This is a genomic window from Pseudoalteromonas sp. SaAl2, from assembly GCF_052947895.1.
In genome coordinates, this window is record NZ_CM129605.1 from 1,490,242 (window position 1) to 1,506,097 (window position 15,856).

General features: G+C 40.0%; 10 protein-coding genes and 3 pseudogenes. 9 read left to right on the forward strand and 4 right to left on the reverse strand.

Going from position 1 to position 15,856, the window contains the following annotated elements; translation table 11 throughout:
* Nucleotides 1-293: 293 nt before the first annotated feature.
* Both ACU8V8_RS07315 and ubiG read right to left on the reverse strand, forming a co-directional pair.
* Nucleotides 294-974, reverse strand: a pseudogene (locus tag ACU8V8_RS07315) (HAD family hydrolase).
* On the reverse strand, nucleotides 974-1,684 hold the full coding sequence (ubiG, locus tag ACU8V8_RS07320; protein WP_446889312.1) for a bifunctional 2-polyprenyl-6-hydroxyphenol methylase/3-demethylubiquinol 3-O-methyltransferase UbiG: 711 nt from the start codon (nucleotides 1,682-1,684) through the stop codon (nucleotides 974-976). The pseudogene ACU8V8_RS07315 and the gene ubiG overlap by 1 nt, the downstream one beginning before the upstream one ends.
* 189 nt (nucleotides 1,685-1,873) lie before the next feature.
* On the opposite strand from ubiG, the gene gyrA reads away from it, so the two are divergent.
* The 9 genes and pseudogenes from gyrA to pyrF all read left to right on the forward strand — a co-directional run bounded on the left by gyrA (nucleotide 1,874) and on the right by pyrF (nucleotide 12,128).
* Nucleotides 1,874-4,570: a DNA topoisomerase (ATP-hydrolyzing) subunit A gene (gyrA, locus tag ACU8V8_RS07325; protein WP_446889313.1), complete on the forward strand. Its 2,697-nt coding sequence runs from the start codon at nucleotides 1,874-1,876 to the stop codon at nucleotides 4,568-4,570.
* Nucleotides 4,571-4,650: 80 nt separating this feature from the next.
* Nucleotides 4,651-5,733 (forward strand): 3-phosphoserine/phosphohydroxythreonine transaminase, encoded by a 1,083-nt coding sequence (serC, locus tag ACU8V8_RS07330; protein WP_446889314.1) that lies wholly within the window; start codon nucleotides 4,651-4,653, stop codon nucleotides 5,731-5,733.
* On the forward strand, nucleotides 5,733-7,010 hold the full coding sequence (aroA, locus tag ACU8V8_RS07335) for a 3-phosphoshikimate 1-carboxyvinyltransferase (RefSeq protein ID WP_446889315.1): 1,278 nt from the start codon (nucleotides 5,733-5,735) through the stop codon (nucleotides 7,008-7,010). The genes serC and aroA overlap by 1 nt, the downstream gene beginning before the upstream one ends.
* A 106-nt stretch (nucleotides 7,011-7,116) precedes the next feature.
* Nucleotides 7,117-7,827, forward strand: coding sequence for a (d)CMP kinase (gene cmk / locus ACU8V8_RS07340; protein ID WP_446889316.1), 711 nt, complete (start codon nucleotides 7,117-7,119; stop codon nucleotides 7,825-7,827).
* A gap of 99 nt (nucleotides 7,828-7,926) precedes the next feature.
* On the forward strand, nucleotides 7,927-9,594 hold the full coding sequence (gene rpsA, locus ACU8V8_RS07345; RefSeq protein ID WP_256826045.1) for a 30S ribosomal protein S1: 1,668 nt from the start codon (nucleotides 7,927-7,929) through the stop codon (nucleotides 9,592-9,594).
* Nucleotides 9,595-9,659: 65 nt separating this feature from the next.
* Nucleotides 9,660-9,947 carry an integration host factor subunit beta gene (gene ihfB, locus ACU8V8_RS07350; protein WP_087532199.1) on the forward strand — a complete coding sequence of 96 codons (288 nt, stop codon included), beginning with the start codon at nucleotides 9,660-9,662 and terminating at the stop codon, nucleotides 9,945-9,947.
* A 20-nt stretch (nucleotides 9,948-9,967) separates the two neighbouring features.
* A complete protein-coding gene (locus ACU8V8_RS07355) occupies nucleotides 9,968-10,249 on the forward strand; it encodes a lipopolysaccharide assembly protein LapA domain-containing protein (protein ID WP_087532198.1) in 282 nt (93 codons plus the stop codon).
* Between the two features lie 2 nt (nucleotides 10,250-10,251).
* Nucleotides 10,252-11,385, forward strand: a pseudogene (gene lapB, locus ACU8V8_RS07360) (lipopolysaccharide assembly protein LapB); the annotation flags it as partial.
* A 38-nt stretch (nucleotides 11,386-11,423) separates the two neighbouring features.
* A complete protein-coding gene (pyrF, locus tag ACU8V8_RS07365) occupies nucleotides 11,424-12,128 on the forward strand; it encodes an orotidine-5'-phosphate decarboxylase (protein WP_446889317.1) in 705 nt (234 codons plus the stop codon).
* Nucleotides 12,129-12,680: 552 nt separating this feature from the next.
* On the opposite strand, the gene ACU8V8_RS07370 is transcribed toward pyrF, so the two are convergent.
* Nucleotides 12,681-14,837, reverse strand: a complete 2,157-nt coding sequence (locus ACU8V8_RS07370) for an AAA family ATPase (protein ID WP_446889318.1) — start codon at nucleotides 14,835-14,837, stop codon at nucleotides 12,681-12,683.
* 500 nt (nucleotides 14,838-15,337) lie between these two features.
* Nucleotides 15,338-15,849 (reverse strand): annotated as a pseudogene (locus ACU8V8_RS07375) (hypothetical protein).
* Nucleotides 15,850-15,856 lie beyond the last annotated feature (7 nt).

Sequence of the window (15,856 nt, forward strand, 5' to 3'; positions counted from 1 at the left end):
CATTTAGCCACAATATCTGGTGCTCTTCAAATTCTAGATCACAAGATAGTGTGGTCTGCGATCATTTGCAAGGGACAGAAATGAGACCTTTTGTGGATAAGTTTGGGATAACATGCTTGTGTTAGTAGCCATTAACCTTTGACCTTTTGATTAAGATGAAATTTATAAAAAGCAACTCAAGATCTATTAAATTTAGTCATTTTGAAAATAAATTTTGGCTGCTTTTTTATCAACACAGTTTGAGCTAATTTTAAACTAATCACAACATATAGTGTTTTTAAATTGTTAATGCACTATATGTGGTTAAATCCATCAATTGGGCTTTGCCAGTTAAAATCTGCATTCCAACTTAATGCCTCTGCTTCACTTGGTACATAACCCCACAGTGCGGTCGCGCTGTACATATTGGCGGCTTTCGCAGCTTCTATGTCGCGTTGCGCATCGCCGATATATAAACAGCGCTTGGGTTCGACACCTAAAAAGCTCGGCAGTATGTAACAAAGGTAAAGGGGAGGGCTTTGCAATATTAAGGGTATCACCACTGACTAAGGCTTGCGTATCTTTTAGCTCTGGTATTTGGGCAACTAATGGTTTAGTGAGAAACTCAGGCTTATTTGTCATGATCCCCATTTGATCTTTTGTTGCTCAAGCGCTAATAACAATTGCGCGACGCCAGTAAAACAACGGCTATGGGTCGCAATGTTGGCACTGTAGGCATCAAGTAATTGCTGGCGAAGCTCAGCCTGATCTGGACGTGAGTGCCATATCTGACCAAAGCCGGCTTCAAGAAGTGCTACCGCACCATTTGAAGCCGCTGGGCGGTATATCTCTTCACTTACCAACGGCATCAAATGCACTTTGAGTACACTGTTAAGTGCAGCACCTAAATCATCCGCTGTATCAAGTAGGGTACCGTCTAAATCGAAAATGAAGGCTTCATAATTAATGTCGTGTGATTTATTAAAACTCACCATTAGGCAAGTTTCTCAAAATGTAGAATATAATTAACGCTTACATCACTATTTAATGTGTATTGCTTTGATAGTGGATTGTAATTTAAACCCGTACTGGCGCGCACTTTTAAGCCCGCTTGTTCAGCCCAAGCAATCAATTGTGCGGGCTTGATAAACTTTTTATGATCGTGAGTACCTTCAGGCACCATTTTTAAAAGCTTTTCTGCTCCGACAATAGCGAATAAATACGCTTTTGGGGTTTTGTTAAGCGTTGAAAAAAACACATCAGCCCCTGGTTTAGCTAAGGCCGCTACTGCATGAATAATTGAAGCTGGATCAGGGACGTGTTCAAGCATTTCCATACAGGTAATTACGTCAAAGCGAGCAGGGTTAGCTTGTGCATACTCTTCTGCAGGTACTTTTATATAATCTACATTCACACCCGTTTCTAAACTATGCAACTTTGCCACTGTTAATGGCTCTTGCCCCATATCAATGCCGGTCGCCTTAGCGCCCATACGGGCCATGCTTTCAGTTAAAATTCCGCCACCACAGCCAACATCAAGTACTTCCTTATCAAATACCCCTTGTGTCTTATTACAGATAAAATCTAATCGTAACGGATTAATTTCATGAAGGGGTTTAAATTCACCTTCACGGTCCCACCACCTTTCGGCAATGGCTTCAAACTTTGCAATTTCTGCACTATCTACATTTTGATGTTCGGTCATAAAATACTTCCTCGTCAATCTGAGGCCATTATATAGGGCTAAATTAATAAATCGCAAAGATTTAGCGCCTGTAAATCTAAATTAATTGTGGTAGCATGGTCTATTAGAATACGTTTAATAACAACAAATACTCTATAGCGCCTTTAAAACGGCACTTTGTGAGTTAATACTGAAGGAATGTGATATCAAATGACTGATCTCGCCAATGAAATTCTGCCAGTCAATATTGAAGACGAGTTAAAAACGTCCTATTTAGATTACGCGATGAGCGTAATTGTTGGACGTGCATTGCCTGACGTGCGTGATGGTTTAAAGCCAGTTCACCGCCGCGTTTTGTTTGCAATGAACGAGCTTAGTAATGATTGGAATAAACCATATAAAAAATCGGCACGTGTTGTCGGTGACGTAATTGGTAAATACCACCCCCATGGCGACAGTGCGGTTTATGACACCATAGTCCGTATGGCCCAGCCATTCTCTTTACGTTATATGTTAGTAGACGGCCAAGGTAACTTTGGTTCTGTTGATGGTGACTCTGCGGCAGCAATGCGTTATACCGAAGTGCGCATGGCAAAAATGTCTCATGAATTATTAGCCGATCTTGAAAAAGAGACCGTTGATTTTGTACCTAACTATGATGGTACTGAACAAATCCCTGATGTGTTACCAACGAAAGTTCCTAACTTGTTAGTCAATGGTTCATCAGGTATCGCGGTAGGTATGGCAACAAATATACCGCCACACAATTTATCTGAAGTTATTAATGGCTGTTTGGCTTTAATACAAAACCCAGATTTAACTATTCATGAGTTAATAGAATACATTCCTGGTCCTGACTTCCCAACTGCAGCAATCATTAACGGTAAAAAAGGCATTGAACAAGCCTATTTAACTGGCCGTGGTAAAGTATATATTCGTGCCCGTGCTGAAATTGAAGTGGACGAAAAGTCTGGTCGTGAGACTATCATTGTTCATGAGATCCCTTATCAAGTAAATAAAGCGCGTCTGATTGAAAAAATCGCCGAGCTTGTAAAAGATAAGAAAATCGAAGGTATCAGCGCATTACGTGATGAATCTGATAAAGACGGTATGCGTATCGTTATCGAGATAAAACGTGGCGACGTAGGCGAAGTTATTCTTAATAACCTGTATGCACAAACACAGCTTCAAACAGTGTTTGGTATGAACATGGTTGCTTTGATCAATAACCAACCTAAATGCTTTAACTTAAAAGAAATGCTTGAAGCGTTTATCATTCACCGTCGTGAAGTGGTTACGCGTCGTACCGTGTTTGACTTACGTAAAGCCCGTGACCGTGCTCATACCCTTGAAGGTTTAGCTATAGCGCTTGCGAATATCGACCCGATTATCGAATTAATTCGTAAATCACCGACACCAGCAGAAGCTAAAGCCGCATTAACAGCACGCCCTTGGGAGTTAGGTAACGTTAAATCGATGCTTGAAAAAGCAGGTGAAGCAAACGTTGCACGCCCTGATTGGTTAGCGGATGACTTAGGTATTCGTGACGGCCAATATTATATTTCTGAGCAGCAAGCACAGGCGATTCTAGACCTACGTTTACACAAACTGACTGGTCTTGAACATGAAAAAATCTTAAACGAATACCAAACGTTGTTAGATTTAATTGCTGAGTTATTACATATCTTGGCTTCACCAGAGCGTTTAATGGAAGTTATTCGTGATGAATTGGTTGAAATTAAAGACCAATACGGTGATGAGCGTCGTACAGAAATTAACGCCGCAGCCCACGATATTAGTCTTGAAGACTTGATCAATGAAGAAGATGTTGTTGTTACCCTGTCTCACGAAGGGTATGTGAAGTATCAACCATTATCAGATTACGAAGCGCAGCGACGTGGTGGTAAAGGTAAATCAGCGACGAAGATGAAAGATGAAGATTTCATCGAACGTCTCCTTGTTGCTAATACCCACGATACGATTTTGTGCTTCTCAACAGCAGGGCGCTTGTACTGGCTTAAAGTGTATCAATTACCACTAGCGAGTCGTGCAGCACGTGGTAAGCCAATTGTTAACTTACTACCACTTGAAGCTGATGAGCGTATTACCGCTATCTTGCCGGTACGTGAATACGAAGAAGATAAATACATCTTCATGGCAACTGCATTTGGTACAGTGAAGAAAACACCACTGACTGCATACAGCCGTCAACGTGCTAGCGGTATCATCGCCGTAAATCTTAATGAAGGCGATAGCTTAATCGGTGTTGATATCACCGACGGTAGCAACGAAATCATGCTCTTCACTGACGCAGGTAAAGTTGTACGCTTTAAAGAAGCTGAAGAGACAGCGGTTGTTGATGAAAATGGTAACCCTGTGCTTGATGAAGATGGTAACCCTGAAATCCGCTTTAAAGGTGTGCGCCCAATGGGTCGTACCGCAACAGGTGTTCGTGGTATCAAGATGGCCGATGAGCAACGTGTTGTATCTTTAATTGTACCAAAAACAAATGGTGCTATCTTAACTGTGACTGAAAATGGTTACGGTAAGCGTACATCACTTGAAGATTACCCATCTAAGAGTCGCGCAACACAGGGTGTTGTATCGATTAAAGTGAGTGAGCGTAACGGCGCTGTTGTCGGTGCTGTGCAAGTTGACGACAATGACGAAATCATGATTATCTCTAATCGTGGTACGCTTGTTCGAACACGTGTAAACGAAGTTTCTACCGTTGGGCGTAATACTCAAGGTGTTATTTTGATAAGAACTATTGACGAAGAGCAAGTAGTTGGTTTACAACGTATCGAAGAGATCGAAATCGATGAGCTTGACGCTATCGAAGGCGAGAGCGAAGAAATAGTCGAAACGGTTAATGAAGACGCGGGTGATAATCCACCGGTTGAATAACATTGACCATTAAAAAGCGGCTTCGGCCGCTTTTTTTTATTTATAAATAAAAAAAGTAATTACTGGAATGAGGAAAGGTAATGAGTATATATAATTTTTGTGCGGGTCCAGCAATGCTACCGCCAGCTGTGATGGAAAAAGCACAAAAAGAATTTGTCGATTGGCAAAATTTAGGTGTATCGGTGATGGAAATTAGTCACCGAAGTAAAGAATTTTTAGCTTTAACTGAAAAATGCGAAGCTAGCCTACGTCGTTTAATGAATATTAGCGATGAGTTTGAAGTACTATTTATGCACGGCGGTGGTCGTGGTCAATTTGCAGCTGTGCCTTTAAACTTACACTTAGATGATAAAACCGCTGTTTATTGTGAAAACGGGGTGTGGTCAAAAGGTGCAGTTGCTGAGGCATTAAAGTTTACGCAAGTTCAAGAGCTCGATGTACGTAATGATACAAACGAGCAATTTTCAATTAAACCAGTGAGTGAGTGGGAATTTCCAAAAGACCCTTCATATATTCATTATTGCCCAAATGAAACCATTGATGGTATAGAAATGTTCGATGTACCAAGCCACCCAACAGCGCCAATTGTCGCTGATATGTCATCAACAATTCTGTCTCGCGAATTTGATGTAGAGCAATTTGATTTAATTTATGCCGGTGCACAAAAAAATATCGGCCCTTCAGGGCTTGCGATAGTCATCATTCGTAAAAGTTTGCTTGAACGCCAAGGCCTACCAAAGCCGGGGATTTTTGATTATGCTCTGGAAGTTAAACAAGGCAGCATGTATAACACACCGCCAACGTTTGCTTGGTACTTAGCCGCTGAAGTATTCGAATGGCTTGAGCAAAACGGTGGCGTTAAAGCCATGGAACAGCAAAATATTGCAAAAGCTGAGCTGTTATACAACTTTATTGACGAGTCGCCATTTTATAACAATAAAGTAGCTAAACATTGCCGCTCTCGGATGAATGTACCATTTTGGTTAAATGACGAAAGTTTAAATGAGCAATTTTTAGCTCAAGCTAAAGCCGCGGGTTTACTTGCATTGGAAGGGCACAGAATAGTCGGTGGCATGCGCGCGAGTATTTATAATGCAATGCCGCTTGCTGGTGTTAAAGCGCTGGTTGATTTCATGGCTAAATTTGCTCAGGAGAACAGTTAATGGAACAGTTACGACTTGAGCCAATATCGTCTGTGAATGGCAGTGTTACCCTCCCTGGCTCTAAGAGTTTATCTAATAGGATATTATTACTGGCTGCTCTTGCACAAGGCACCACCGTTGTTGAAAACTTACTTGATAGCGACGATATTCGTCATATGCTTGGCGCCCTAAAACTATTAGGGGTTAATGTTGAACTTAATGAAGATAAAACAGTGGCTACCGTGCAAGGCGTTGGTGGGCAGTTTTTAACGCCAAGTGAGCCTTTATTTTTAGGTAACGCAGGTACAGCATATCGCCCTCTAACAGCCGTGCTAGCGGCTGTACAGGGTGAGTATGAGCTAATTGGTGAACCGCGTATGGAAGAGCGCCCAATAGGCCATTTGGTTGATGCATTACAAGCGCTTGGTGGTGAAATTAAATACTTAAAGCATTTAGATTATCCGCCACTGAAAATCACGGGTGGTCAAATTAATGGTGGTAATGTTGAAATTGATGGCAGTATTTCAAGTCAATTTTTAACCGCACTATTAATGGCTGCACCACTATTTAATGGCGATACCACAATCACTATTAAAGGTACTTTAGTGTCAAAACCATATATCGATATTACTTTAGATGTGATGGCGCGTTTTGGTGTTGATGTTAGTCATGATAATTATAAATCTTTTAAAGTTAAAGGTTCACAGCAATACAAAGCTGTCGAGCGAATTATGGTAGAGGGGGATGCTTCATCAGCATCATATTTTGTTGCCGCAGCGGCCATTGCAGGTGGTGAAATTGAAATAAAAGGCGTGGGTGCAAAATCAGTTCAAGGCGATATTGGCTTTGCCAAAGTAATGGAGCAGGTTGGCGCACAAATTGATTGGTATGATGAGCGATTAGTGGTGCGTAAAGGCCAGTTGAAAGGAGTCGATATTGATGCTAATGCAATTCCTGATGCTGCTATGACCCTTGCCACCGTCGCATTATTTGCCGATGGGCCGACCGCCATTCGAAATATATATAATTGGCGGGTTAAAGAAACTGACAGATTGTATGCCATGGCCACTGAGCTACGTAAAGTGGGGGCTGAGGTTGTTGAAGGCCAAGACTTTATTGAAATAACGCCACCAACTAAATTTAATGATGTGGCCATAGACACCTACGATGACCATAGAATAGCCATGTGCTTTGCCATGGTAGCAGTGGGTGGTCAAGCAATCACAATTAACGATCCTAAATGTACCTATAAAACTTTTCCAACGTTTTTCAATGTACTAGCGTCTGTAAGTAAATAGTTACAATACGTAAAAATAAAAACTTACGTACAAAAAGCGGATCTATTTTAATATCTGGCGTATAATACGGCGGTTTTATTTTGGTGTGCATTGCAGGAGGTTTTAAATGCAGGCGTTATTAATGCCCGTAATCACCGTTGATGGCCCAAGTGGTTCAGGTAAAGGAACTGTTTGTCGCTTGTTAGCCGATAAATTAGGATGGGATGTTTTAGACAGTGGCGCGATTTATCGTGTGTTATCACTGGCAGCACTTCATCATCAAATTGCATTGGACAACGAAGAGGCATTGGTGCCTTTAGCTGCCAATCTGGATGTGCAGTTTTTAGTTGATAGTCAAACCAATGCTGGAAAGGTTATTCTTGAAGGCGAAGATGTATCAACCACTATTCGTAATGAAGAAGTTGGAGCCGCGGCATCAAAAGTGGCAGCTTTACCTCGAGTGAGAGAAGCGCTACTTCGTCGCCAACGTGCTTTTCGCACCGAAAATGGCTTAATTGCGGATGGTCGTGATATGGGGACTGTGGTATTCCCTGATGCACCACTAAAAATTTATTTAACCGCCAGTGCACAAGAACGCGCACGCCGACGTTATGTTGAGTTGAATGAACGCGGTCTTGATGTTACACTAAGTGGTCTATTAGAAGATATTCAAGCTCGTGACGAACGCGATATGAATCGTGAAGTTGCGCCGCTTGTACCGGCAGATGATGCTATTGAACTTGATACTAGCGAGCTCAATGCGCAGCAAGTATTTGATAAAGTTATGACTTTGTTGGATACAGCGGTTTCTGAAGGTAAATTTCCTAGCAGAAAGTAAACACATTTTTACATGCGCCAGCAGGATGCCAGTGCTATTTTAACAACCCCATGCAGCATGGTTGCTTATTGGTATTAAATATATGAGACGTATATTCGTATGTCAGAAAATTTTGCGCAGTTATTTGAAGAAAGCCTAAAGGGTTTTGAAGCAGAGCAAGGCTCTATTGTTAAAGGTACAGTAATCTCTATCGAGAATAACATTGTACTTGTAGATGCTGGTCTTAAATCAGAAAGTGCTATCCCTGCAGAGCAATTCAAAAATGCTGCTGGTGAACTAGAAGTTGCAGTTGGCGACGAAGTAGATGTTGCACTAGATGCAATCGAAGACGGTTTCGGTGAAACTATCCTTTCTCGTGAGAAAGCGAAGCGTCACGAAGCGTGGATCCGTCTTGAGAAAGCATGTGAAGAGCAAGAGACTGTTACTGGTGTTATCAACGGTAAAGTTAAAGGCGGTTTCACAGTTGAAGTTGATTCAATCCGTGCTTTCCTACCTGGTTCACTTGTTGATGTTCGTCCAGTACGTGACACAACTCACCTTGAAGGCAAAGAGCTTGAATTCAAAGTAATCAAGCTTGACCAAAAACGTAACAACGTTGTTGTTTCACGTCGTGCAGTTATCGAATCTGAAAACTCACAAGAACGTGAAGAGCTTCTTGCTAACCTTGTTGAAGGTCAAGAAGTTAAAGGTATCGTTAAGAACCTTACTGACTACGGTGCATTCGTTGACCTTGGTGGTGTTGATGGTCTACTACACATCACTGATATGGCGTGGAAGCGTGTTAAGCACCCTTCAGAAATCGTTAATGTTGGCGACGAAATCGCAGTTAAAGTTCTTAAATTCGACAAAGATAAAACTCGTGTATCTCTAGGCCTTAAACAGCTTGGCGAAGATCCATGGGCAGCTATCGCTGGTCGCTACCCAGAAGGTTCTAAACTTTCTGGTCGTGTAACTAACCTTACTGATTACGGCTGCTTCGTAGAAATCGAAGAAGGCGTTGAAGGTCTAGTACACGTTTCTGAAATGGATTGGACTAACAAGAACATCCACCCTTCAAAAGTTGTTTCACTAGGTGACACTGTTGAAGTTATGGTTCTTGAAATCGACGAAGAACGTCGTCGTATTTCTCTAGGTCTTAAGCAATGTATTGCTAATCCTTGGCAAGAATTTGCTCGTCTTCAAAACAAAGGCGATCAAGTTACTGGTAAGATCAAATCAATCACTGACTTCGGTATCTTTATCGGTCTTGACGGTGGTATTGATGGTCTTGTTCACCTTTCAGACATTTCTTGGAATACACCTGGCGAAGACGCTGTACGTGAATTCAAGAAAGGCGACGAAATCACTGCTATCGTATTGCAAGTTGACCCAGAGCGTGAACGTATCTCTCTAGGTGTTAAGCAAATCGAAGCTGACCCATTCAATAACTACCTTGATGCAAACAAAAAAGGTGCTATTGTTAAAGGTAAAGTGACAGAAGTTGATGCGAAAGGCGCAACAGTTGAACTTATCGAAGGCGTTGAAGGTTACATCCGTGTAGCTGATATCGCTCAAGAGCGCGTTGAAGATGCAACTACTGTTGTTTCTGTAGGCGACGAAGTTGAAGTGAAATATGTTGGTGTTGATCGTAAGAACCGCACTTTAAGCCTTTCAGTTAAAGCTCTTTTCGAAGCAGAAGAGAAAGAAGTACTAGAAAAGCTTAAGAAAGAAGAGCCAGTGTTCGAAAACGCAATGGCTGCTGCATTCGCAAATGCACAAAAAGACTAATTAATCAGTCTTAATAATTGGAAGGGCAGTGTTGCCCTTCCTTTATCTCTTTTTAAGGAAACGCTATGACTAAGTCAGAATTGATAGAACAACTTGCCGAGCAACATGCACACGTACCTGTGAAAGATGTTGAAAATGCTGTTAAAGAAATTCTTGAACAAATGGCCGGCTCATTATCAAGCTCAGATCGTATTGAGATCCGTGGCTTTGGTAGTTTCTCATTACATTTTCGTTCGCCGCGTACTGGCCGTAACCCTAAAACAGGTGATACGGTTGAACTAGACGGTAAACATGTACCACATTTTAAACCAGGTAAAGAACTTAGAGATCGCGTTAACGCGAGCATTGCCTAGTTACCAGCAGGAGTAGTTACTTGTTTCGGGTATTAAAAGTAATCTTGGTAGCAATATGCTTAATTTTTGCATTTGTACTTGGTTCACAGAATCCACAGTTGGTACAAATTAATTACATTATTGCTAGTAATACATTACCCTTAGCAATGATAATTAGTATCTGCTTTGCTTTAGGTGTCGCAATTGGTTGTTTTATTAGCTTTAAATTGTTTTCACAATTGAAGTGGCAAAATTATCGTTTGAAAAAAAAATTAGCGCCTGAAAAAAATAATAATAAGCTTGTTGCTAATAAAGACACCTAACTATGATTGAGCTTTTGTTTTTACTTTTACCTGTTGCGGCTGGTTATGGCTGGATCATGGGTAAAAACAGTGCTAAAAACCAAGCTCATCAATTAAACCGTCAGATCACCTCAGAATACAGTAAAGGGTTAAAGTTCTTACTCGATAGAGAAGAAGATCAAGGCCTTGAACACCTCATTAATTTGTTAGAAGTTGCAGCGGACTCTGTAGAGCATTATTCAACACTTGCGACCATGTTTCGTCGCCGTGGTGAGTTAGACCGTGCAATTAAAATCCATGAACTTTTGTTAAAGCATCCTAGCCTCAATGAACAGCAGGCAGCCTCTAGTCGTCTAGAGCTTGCTGAAGACTATATTATGGCTGGACTATTAGATGGTGCAGAAGAGCATTTAGTATGGCTAGTTAAAGCGAATCAAAGTGAAGCGCTCGAGCCTATCCTTACCTTGTATTCACAAACACGTGAGTGGGAAAAAGGCATTAATATGTTTGAAGCCCACAGCGACTTATTTTCAAAACCTCAACATTTTAAAGCGATTGCTAATTTTTACTGTGAAGCAGCATTGCTTGAAAACGACCCGCAGATTATGCGAAAAGCAATTAGCTTAAACCAAAAAGCCATGAGGCCATTATTTGAGCTTGGAAAGTCGGCTTTTGCTAAAGAAGATTACGTAAAAGCCATTTACTATTGGCGCGAACTAATTACCAACTTTACGTTTTTCGCTCCACTATTTATTGACGATTTAGCGCATAGTTACAGTCAGTTAAATTTAACCCACCAATTTCACGAGCTGCTAGTACAACTACTTGATAAAGGTGGCGTTTTAATAAAAATAAAGCATTGCCAAGCTTTATTAGAGCAAGGGCATACAGAACAAGCAATTAAGTTTTTAACAGATAGCCTGAAACGCCAGCCGACAATTCGTGGTTTTAGTTTTTTATTGCAGTTATTAGCTAAGCAAAATCATGATATTAAAGAAGTGCTCGACCAAATTGATAACTTAGTTACGTCCTATATTGCAACTAAACCAGACTTTCAGTGCCAGCACTGCGGTTTTACTAGCCACACTATTTATTGGGTGTGTCCTTCGTGTAAGCACTGGGAAACCATAGTGCCAAGCCGTGGCATAGACGGTTTTTTAATTTTACTTATATTTTCATTCTTGTTAGGAAAGTTATGTCTCTCGAACAATCAAAAAAAGTTCTTATCGCCCTTGATTATGATGATCAGCAAACAGCCTTAAATTTTGTAAAACAACTTTCTCCAGATAGTTGCAGATTAAAAGTAGGCAAAGAAATGTTTACCTATTTTGGGCCGACGTTTGTAAAAGAGCTGATTGATTTAGGGTTTGATGTTTTCCTAGATTTAAAATTTCATGACATCCCTAATACCGTTGCAAAAGCGGTTACTGCTGCTGCTAAAATGGGCGTATGGATGGTTAATGTTCACGCCAGTGGCGGCGTTGAAATGATGACTAAAGCCAAACAAGTGCTTGAGCAATTTGGTGATAAAGCGCCATTATTAATTGCCGTAACCGTTTTAACCAGCATGGATGAAACAGAGCTTAAGCGTTTAGGTGTCGAGAAAACACCTGCGGAGCAAGTAATCTATTTAGCTAAGCTTGCAAAAGAGTCAGGCCTTGACGGGGTAGTGTGCTCAGCACAAGAAGCGAAAAAATTAAAAGCAGAACTAGGTGAAGATTTTAAACTTGTCACCCCAGGTATTCGCCCTGCAGGCAGCGATGCAGGGGATCAAAAGCGCATTATGACGCCAAAACAAGCCATTGATGATGGCAGTGATTATTTAGTTGTTGGTCGTCCGATCACCCAAGCCGCCGATCCAGTCGCGGTTCTTAAAGAAATTAATGACTCGTTAAAATAAACAGCCGCTATTTTAATTATTATTACTGATACTAAGAGCAAAGTACTTACTTTGCTCTTTTTGTTTATAGATACTCAAACTTAATCATTTGGTGATAAATAGGCTGAATATGCCAGTTGCGGTTATTTAAAACACAAAATGGCAAAAGGCAAGACACGACCCCATTACCCACTTTTATTTTGCAAAAAATTTAGTAAATGATTCACAAAGAGGTTAAGAGACGCTGCGCTTAAGAGTGATACAGGTTCTAGGCTCAAAAGTATTTGCGCGCCTGAGGACACTACTACCTAATAGCCAACGCTTATCAGCTAACGGTGGATTTAGATCACTGGATACGCTGAAGGATAAGAATTGCTACTGACGGTAGTGGCGTAAACCTAGCACAAGGCAATGACAACTTGGCTTCACAAGGTTTAGTGTCATTGAGAGATATTTGGATCAATATTCATTACGGGAGATGAACCGCCCATTGCACTTCCTGCTAATAAAAAGCGCTTGATGGGTGGTGTGGGGGCTGGAGGTTAGAGACCTCCAGCTACCCGATTATGCATGCTATGCTACAGACGTTAATAGAGCCTCATAGTGAGCTTTATCTGCTTGAAGATGTTTAATTATATCCTCGACAGCATTACCTATATCACAGATTAAATCTGAATTATTGGCCAATCGCTCGATATTGTTCAAGTGACTAAAATAATGTAGCACTTTCAATATCCTTTTAGATTCCTGTGCTCCAAATAATTGTTCTGCACGCTGATCGACTGTGTCTCTGGTAAAACTTGGTATTCTGGAGTATGTGTATAGTTCAACAAATCGTCTAACTGCGTTTGGAATCGACAATAGTAGCTCTAGGTTTTCTTTATCTTCACTTTTATGGAATCGATGAATTATACTAAAAAGGTAGTGATACTCTGAGGAATACATCTCGATTGATTTTGGTAAGTTGACGATTTTGGATTCCTTGCCAGAAACTCTCTTGATTTGAAAGAACGCACTTTTCTTATTACCCAGTGGCAACTCTTTTAGTAAAGAGAAAAACTCAAAATTATGAGTCGATATAAAAAGTTGCTTACATTTGCATTGCCATTGAACAGAACCATTATCAGGATTTTTTACTTTTCCGAAGAAATACTCCTTAATCAATGCGTTCACTTGAAATATGTGGTTACTATCAAGACTCGAAATCGGGTCATCGATATACACAATAGCTTGATTAAGCTCTTTAATCTCGCCTAACTTTGTTAAAAAGAATGAAAATGCAATCGCAGATTTTTCACCTTCACTTAGGTTTTTGGCGATACTCCCTTCTCTAGACAGCCTAAACCTTTCATACCCGTCTATTTCAACTACATCAATTCTAATTTCATCACGACCAAGAAATTCAGATATATACTCATTGATAATTTCTCTACCTTTTTGAGCCTTACTTATTGAAGCCTGTAATTCTTGAATTTCAGCTTTAAGATTCTCAGCTATATTTCTATATTTTTCTTTATGAGATGAATATAGCGCTCGCTTAGATTTCTTTTCCTCTATTTCGTTATCGATCAAAAAAGTCGCAGCATAGTGCTTTTTCAACTCATCTATAGCCTTTTTCTTCTGGCCATCAAAGTCTTCAGTAGCCTTATTGGATTGATCAATTGCCTCATTTAGTTGTTTTAACGAATCTTTGACTAAGCTTTCATGAGCTTTAGAATAAGAGATTTTATTAACTTCTAAAAATGGCGCATCATGCTTCTCTTTAAGTCTGTTTATCAGCTCCTCAATTTGATTGTTATAATTCTTAATTGATGTTTCTATATTGCTATTAAATTCGTTAATGTTAGCTCTAAACTCTGGATACAACTGATTTTCGTTCAAGTGTACATAAGCCATTGGAAGTTTCTCAGCACTTCTAATAAGCCCCTTTAATTCTCCTTTATATTTAGCTAGGTCTTTAGAAAAGTGTAATTTAAAACCTTTAATTCTCTCTTCATCAATTTTTCCACCACAGAATTCACAACTTTCCTTACCTTCATTGATAGATAACCCAGTTTCAATCCAATTCGAAATTGATGGATTATCCCTCAGATATTCAATAACTGAAGAAAAGGCGGGAGTCTCCTTAAGTTTTGCATTGCATTTATCAAAAAACTCTCCTGCGCCGAGCGGAACACTGATATTTTTAACCTTTTCCAATCTGTCGCTATTAGTGGATAAAGCCATCTTCAGCTTAGATGATACTTCAATATCACTTAGTAAAGATTGGTTGATGGGGGTGGGTAATATGGCTATTGTTTTATCTAGATGAGTCGCCGTGTAAGCTTCTACGATATTTAGTGTGTTTTTAATCTGTTTAGCTGTGTTGGTTTTTAAGGAGCTAATTAACTTATCGATTTCTTTATCTTCATCTTGCTTTTTCTTGTAACCTGTTCTGCATCTTTCAACCAAAGCTTCATATTTATCAATTTTCTTCTCGGCTTCAATTGTGTCCTCGCCCAAAAGAAGAATTGGATTGAAAGACTCTCCATCCCAGCTTAAGTTGTTTTCAATGAAGTCAGAATTGAATACCCTGACCACTGGTGCAATATCTTTAAAGTTATTCTCATCTAGCTTCGTACCATCACCTAACTCAAATGTAAATTTTCCGGCCGGATAATCTGGATGGGCATTGCGATGCTCTAAAGTTGAGAAGATTCTAGAAAAAGTAGTTTTACCTGAATAGTTCAACCATAAATGATGTTTTTATCATTAAAATCCGAAAGATCAGCTGAACTACTGAAGTTGTTGTAGACTCCGAATGATTGGATTTTCTTTAATGACTTTAACATCGTAACTCCATTTTCGATTTATGATACATAACAGCTTATTGAACACCATTTTGGTGGTTTATAACAAACCAAAACGGCGTATATTACATACCCTGATAATTTCACCAAAAATTACCATTGTAAACAAATAATTAAAATAGCTAGGAATTGAGCTTGTTTTTTTGCACTAAAACGGCGTTTAATAATGTTATCGGACAAAATTAGGCTCCTACTCAAAGAAGTAGGAATAAATTTAACCTTTTCAATGACAGGTGATCGCTCATAGTTGCCATTGGAGCGTATAAAAACAAAAAAGAGCAAAGCTTTCACTTTACTCTTTTCTATATCATTTTAAATTGACCGCTGACCGCTGACCGCTGACCGCTGACCGCTGACCGCTGACCGCTGACCGCTGACCGCTTACTTAAGCCTAATAGACTTAGCTTCAATATCAATTAACCCTTGCTTAAACAAACCACCAATGGCTTTTTTGTAGTTTGCTTTGCTGGTTGAGAAGACTTTTTAATAAGTTCAGGGTCTGACTTGTCACCAATTGCTAAAACACCGCCTTCGTCTTTTAGCTTTTGCATTATTTTTTCACCCAGCTCACTGACTTTCCCCATACCTGGCTTTTCAAGTATGACGTCTATTTTGCCATCTTCACGGACTTTCTGAATAAAGCCTTTGAGCTTTTGACCAACAAACAGGTTTTTAAATACCATATTATAAAAAACCACACCAAAATGTGCTTCTTCAATCAATACCTTGTAGCCGATATCCGTTTTGCCAGCCACAATTAAATTAACTTCCTGAAGGGCAGTGTATTGTGGCTCATCTTTTGATAGAAAACGATTAAAGTTGCTAGAAGCACAGATACGTGAGCTTGCGTTATCTAAGTAAAGACGTACTAAGTAGGAGTGGCCTTCTTGCATACGAGGC

Coding starts and splice junctions, on each gene's coding strand:
- ihfB (WP_087532199.1), top strand. CDS start 9,660: ATGACTAAGTCAGAATTGATAGAACAACTTGCCGAGCAACATGCACAC.
- pyrF (WP_446889317.1), top strand. CDS start 11,424: ATGTCTCTCGAACAATCAAAAAAAGTTCTTATCGCCCTTGATTATGAT.
- aroA (WP_446889315.1), top strand. CDS start 5,733: ATGGAACAGTTACGACTTGAGCCAATATCGTCTGTGAATGGCAGTGTT.
- rpsA (WP_256826045.1), top strand. CDS start 7,927: ATGTCAGAAAATTTTGCGCAGTTATTTGAAGAAAGCCTAAAGGGTTTT.
- gyrA (WP_446889313.1), top strand. CDS start 1,874: ATGACTGATCTCGCCAATGAAATTCTGCCAGTCAATATTGAAGACGAG.
- ubiG (WP_446889312.1), bottom strand. CDS start 1,684: ATGACCGAACATCAAAATGTAGATAGTGCAGAAATTGCAAAGTTTGAA.
- cmk (WP_446889316.1), top strand. CDS start 7,117: ATGCAGGCGTTATTAATGCCCGTAATCACCGTTGATGGCCCAAGTGGT.
- serC (WP_446889314.1), top strand. CDS start 4,651: ATGAGTATATATAATTTTTGTGCGGGTCCAGCAATGCTACCGCCAGCT.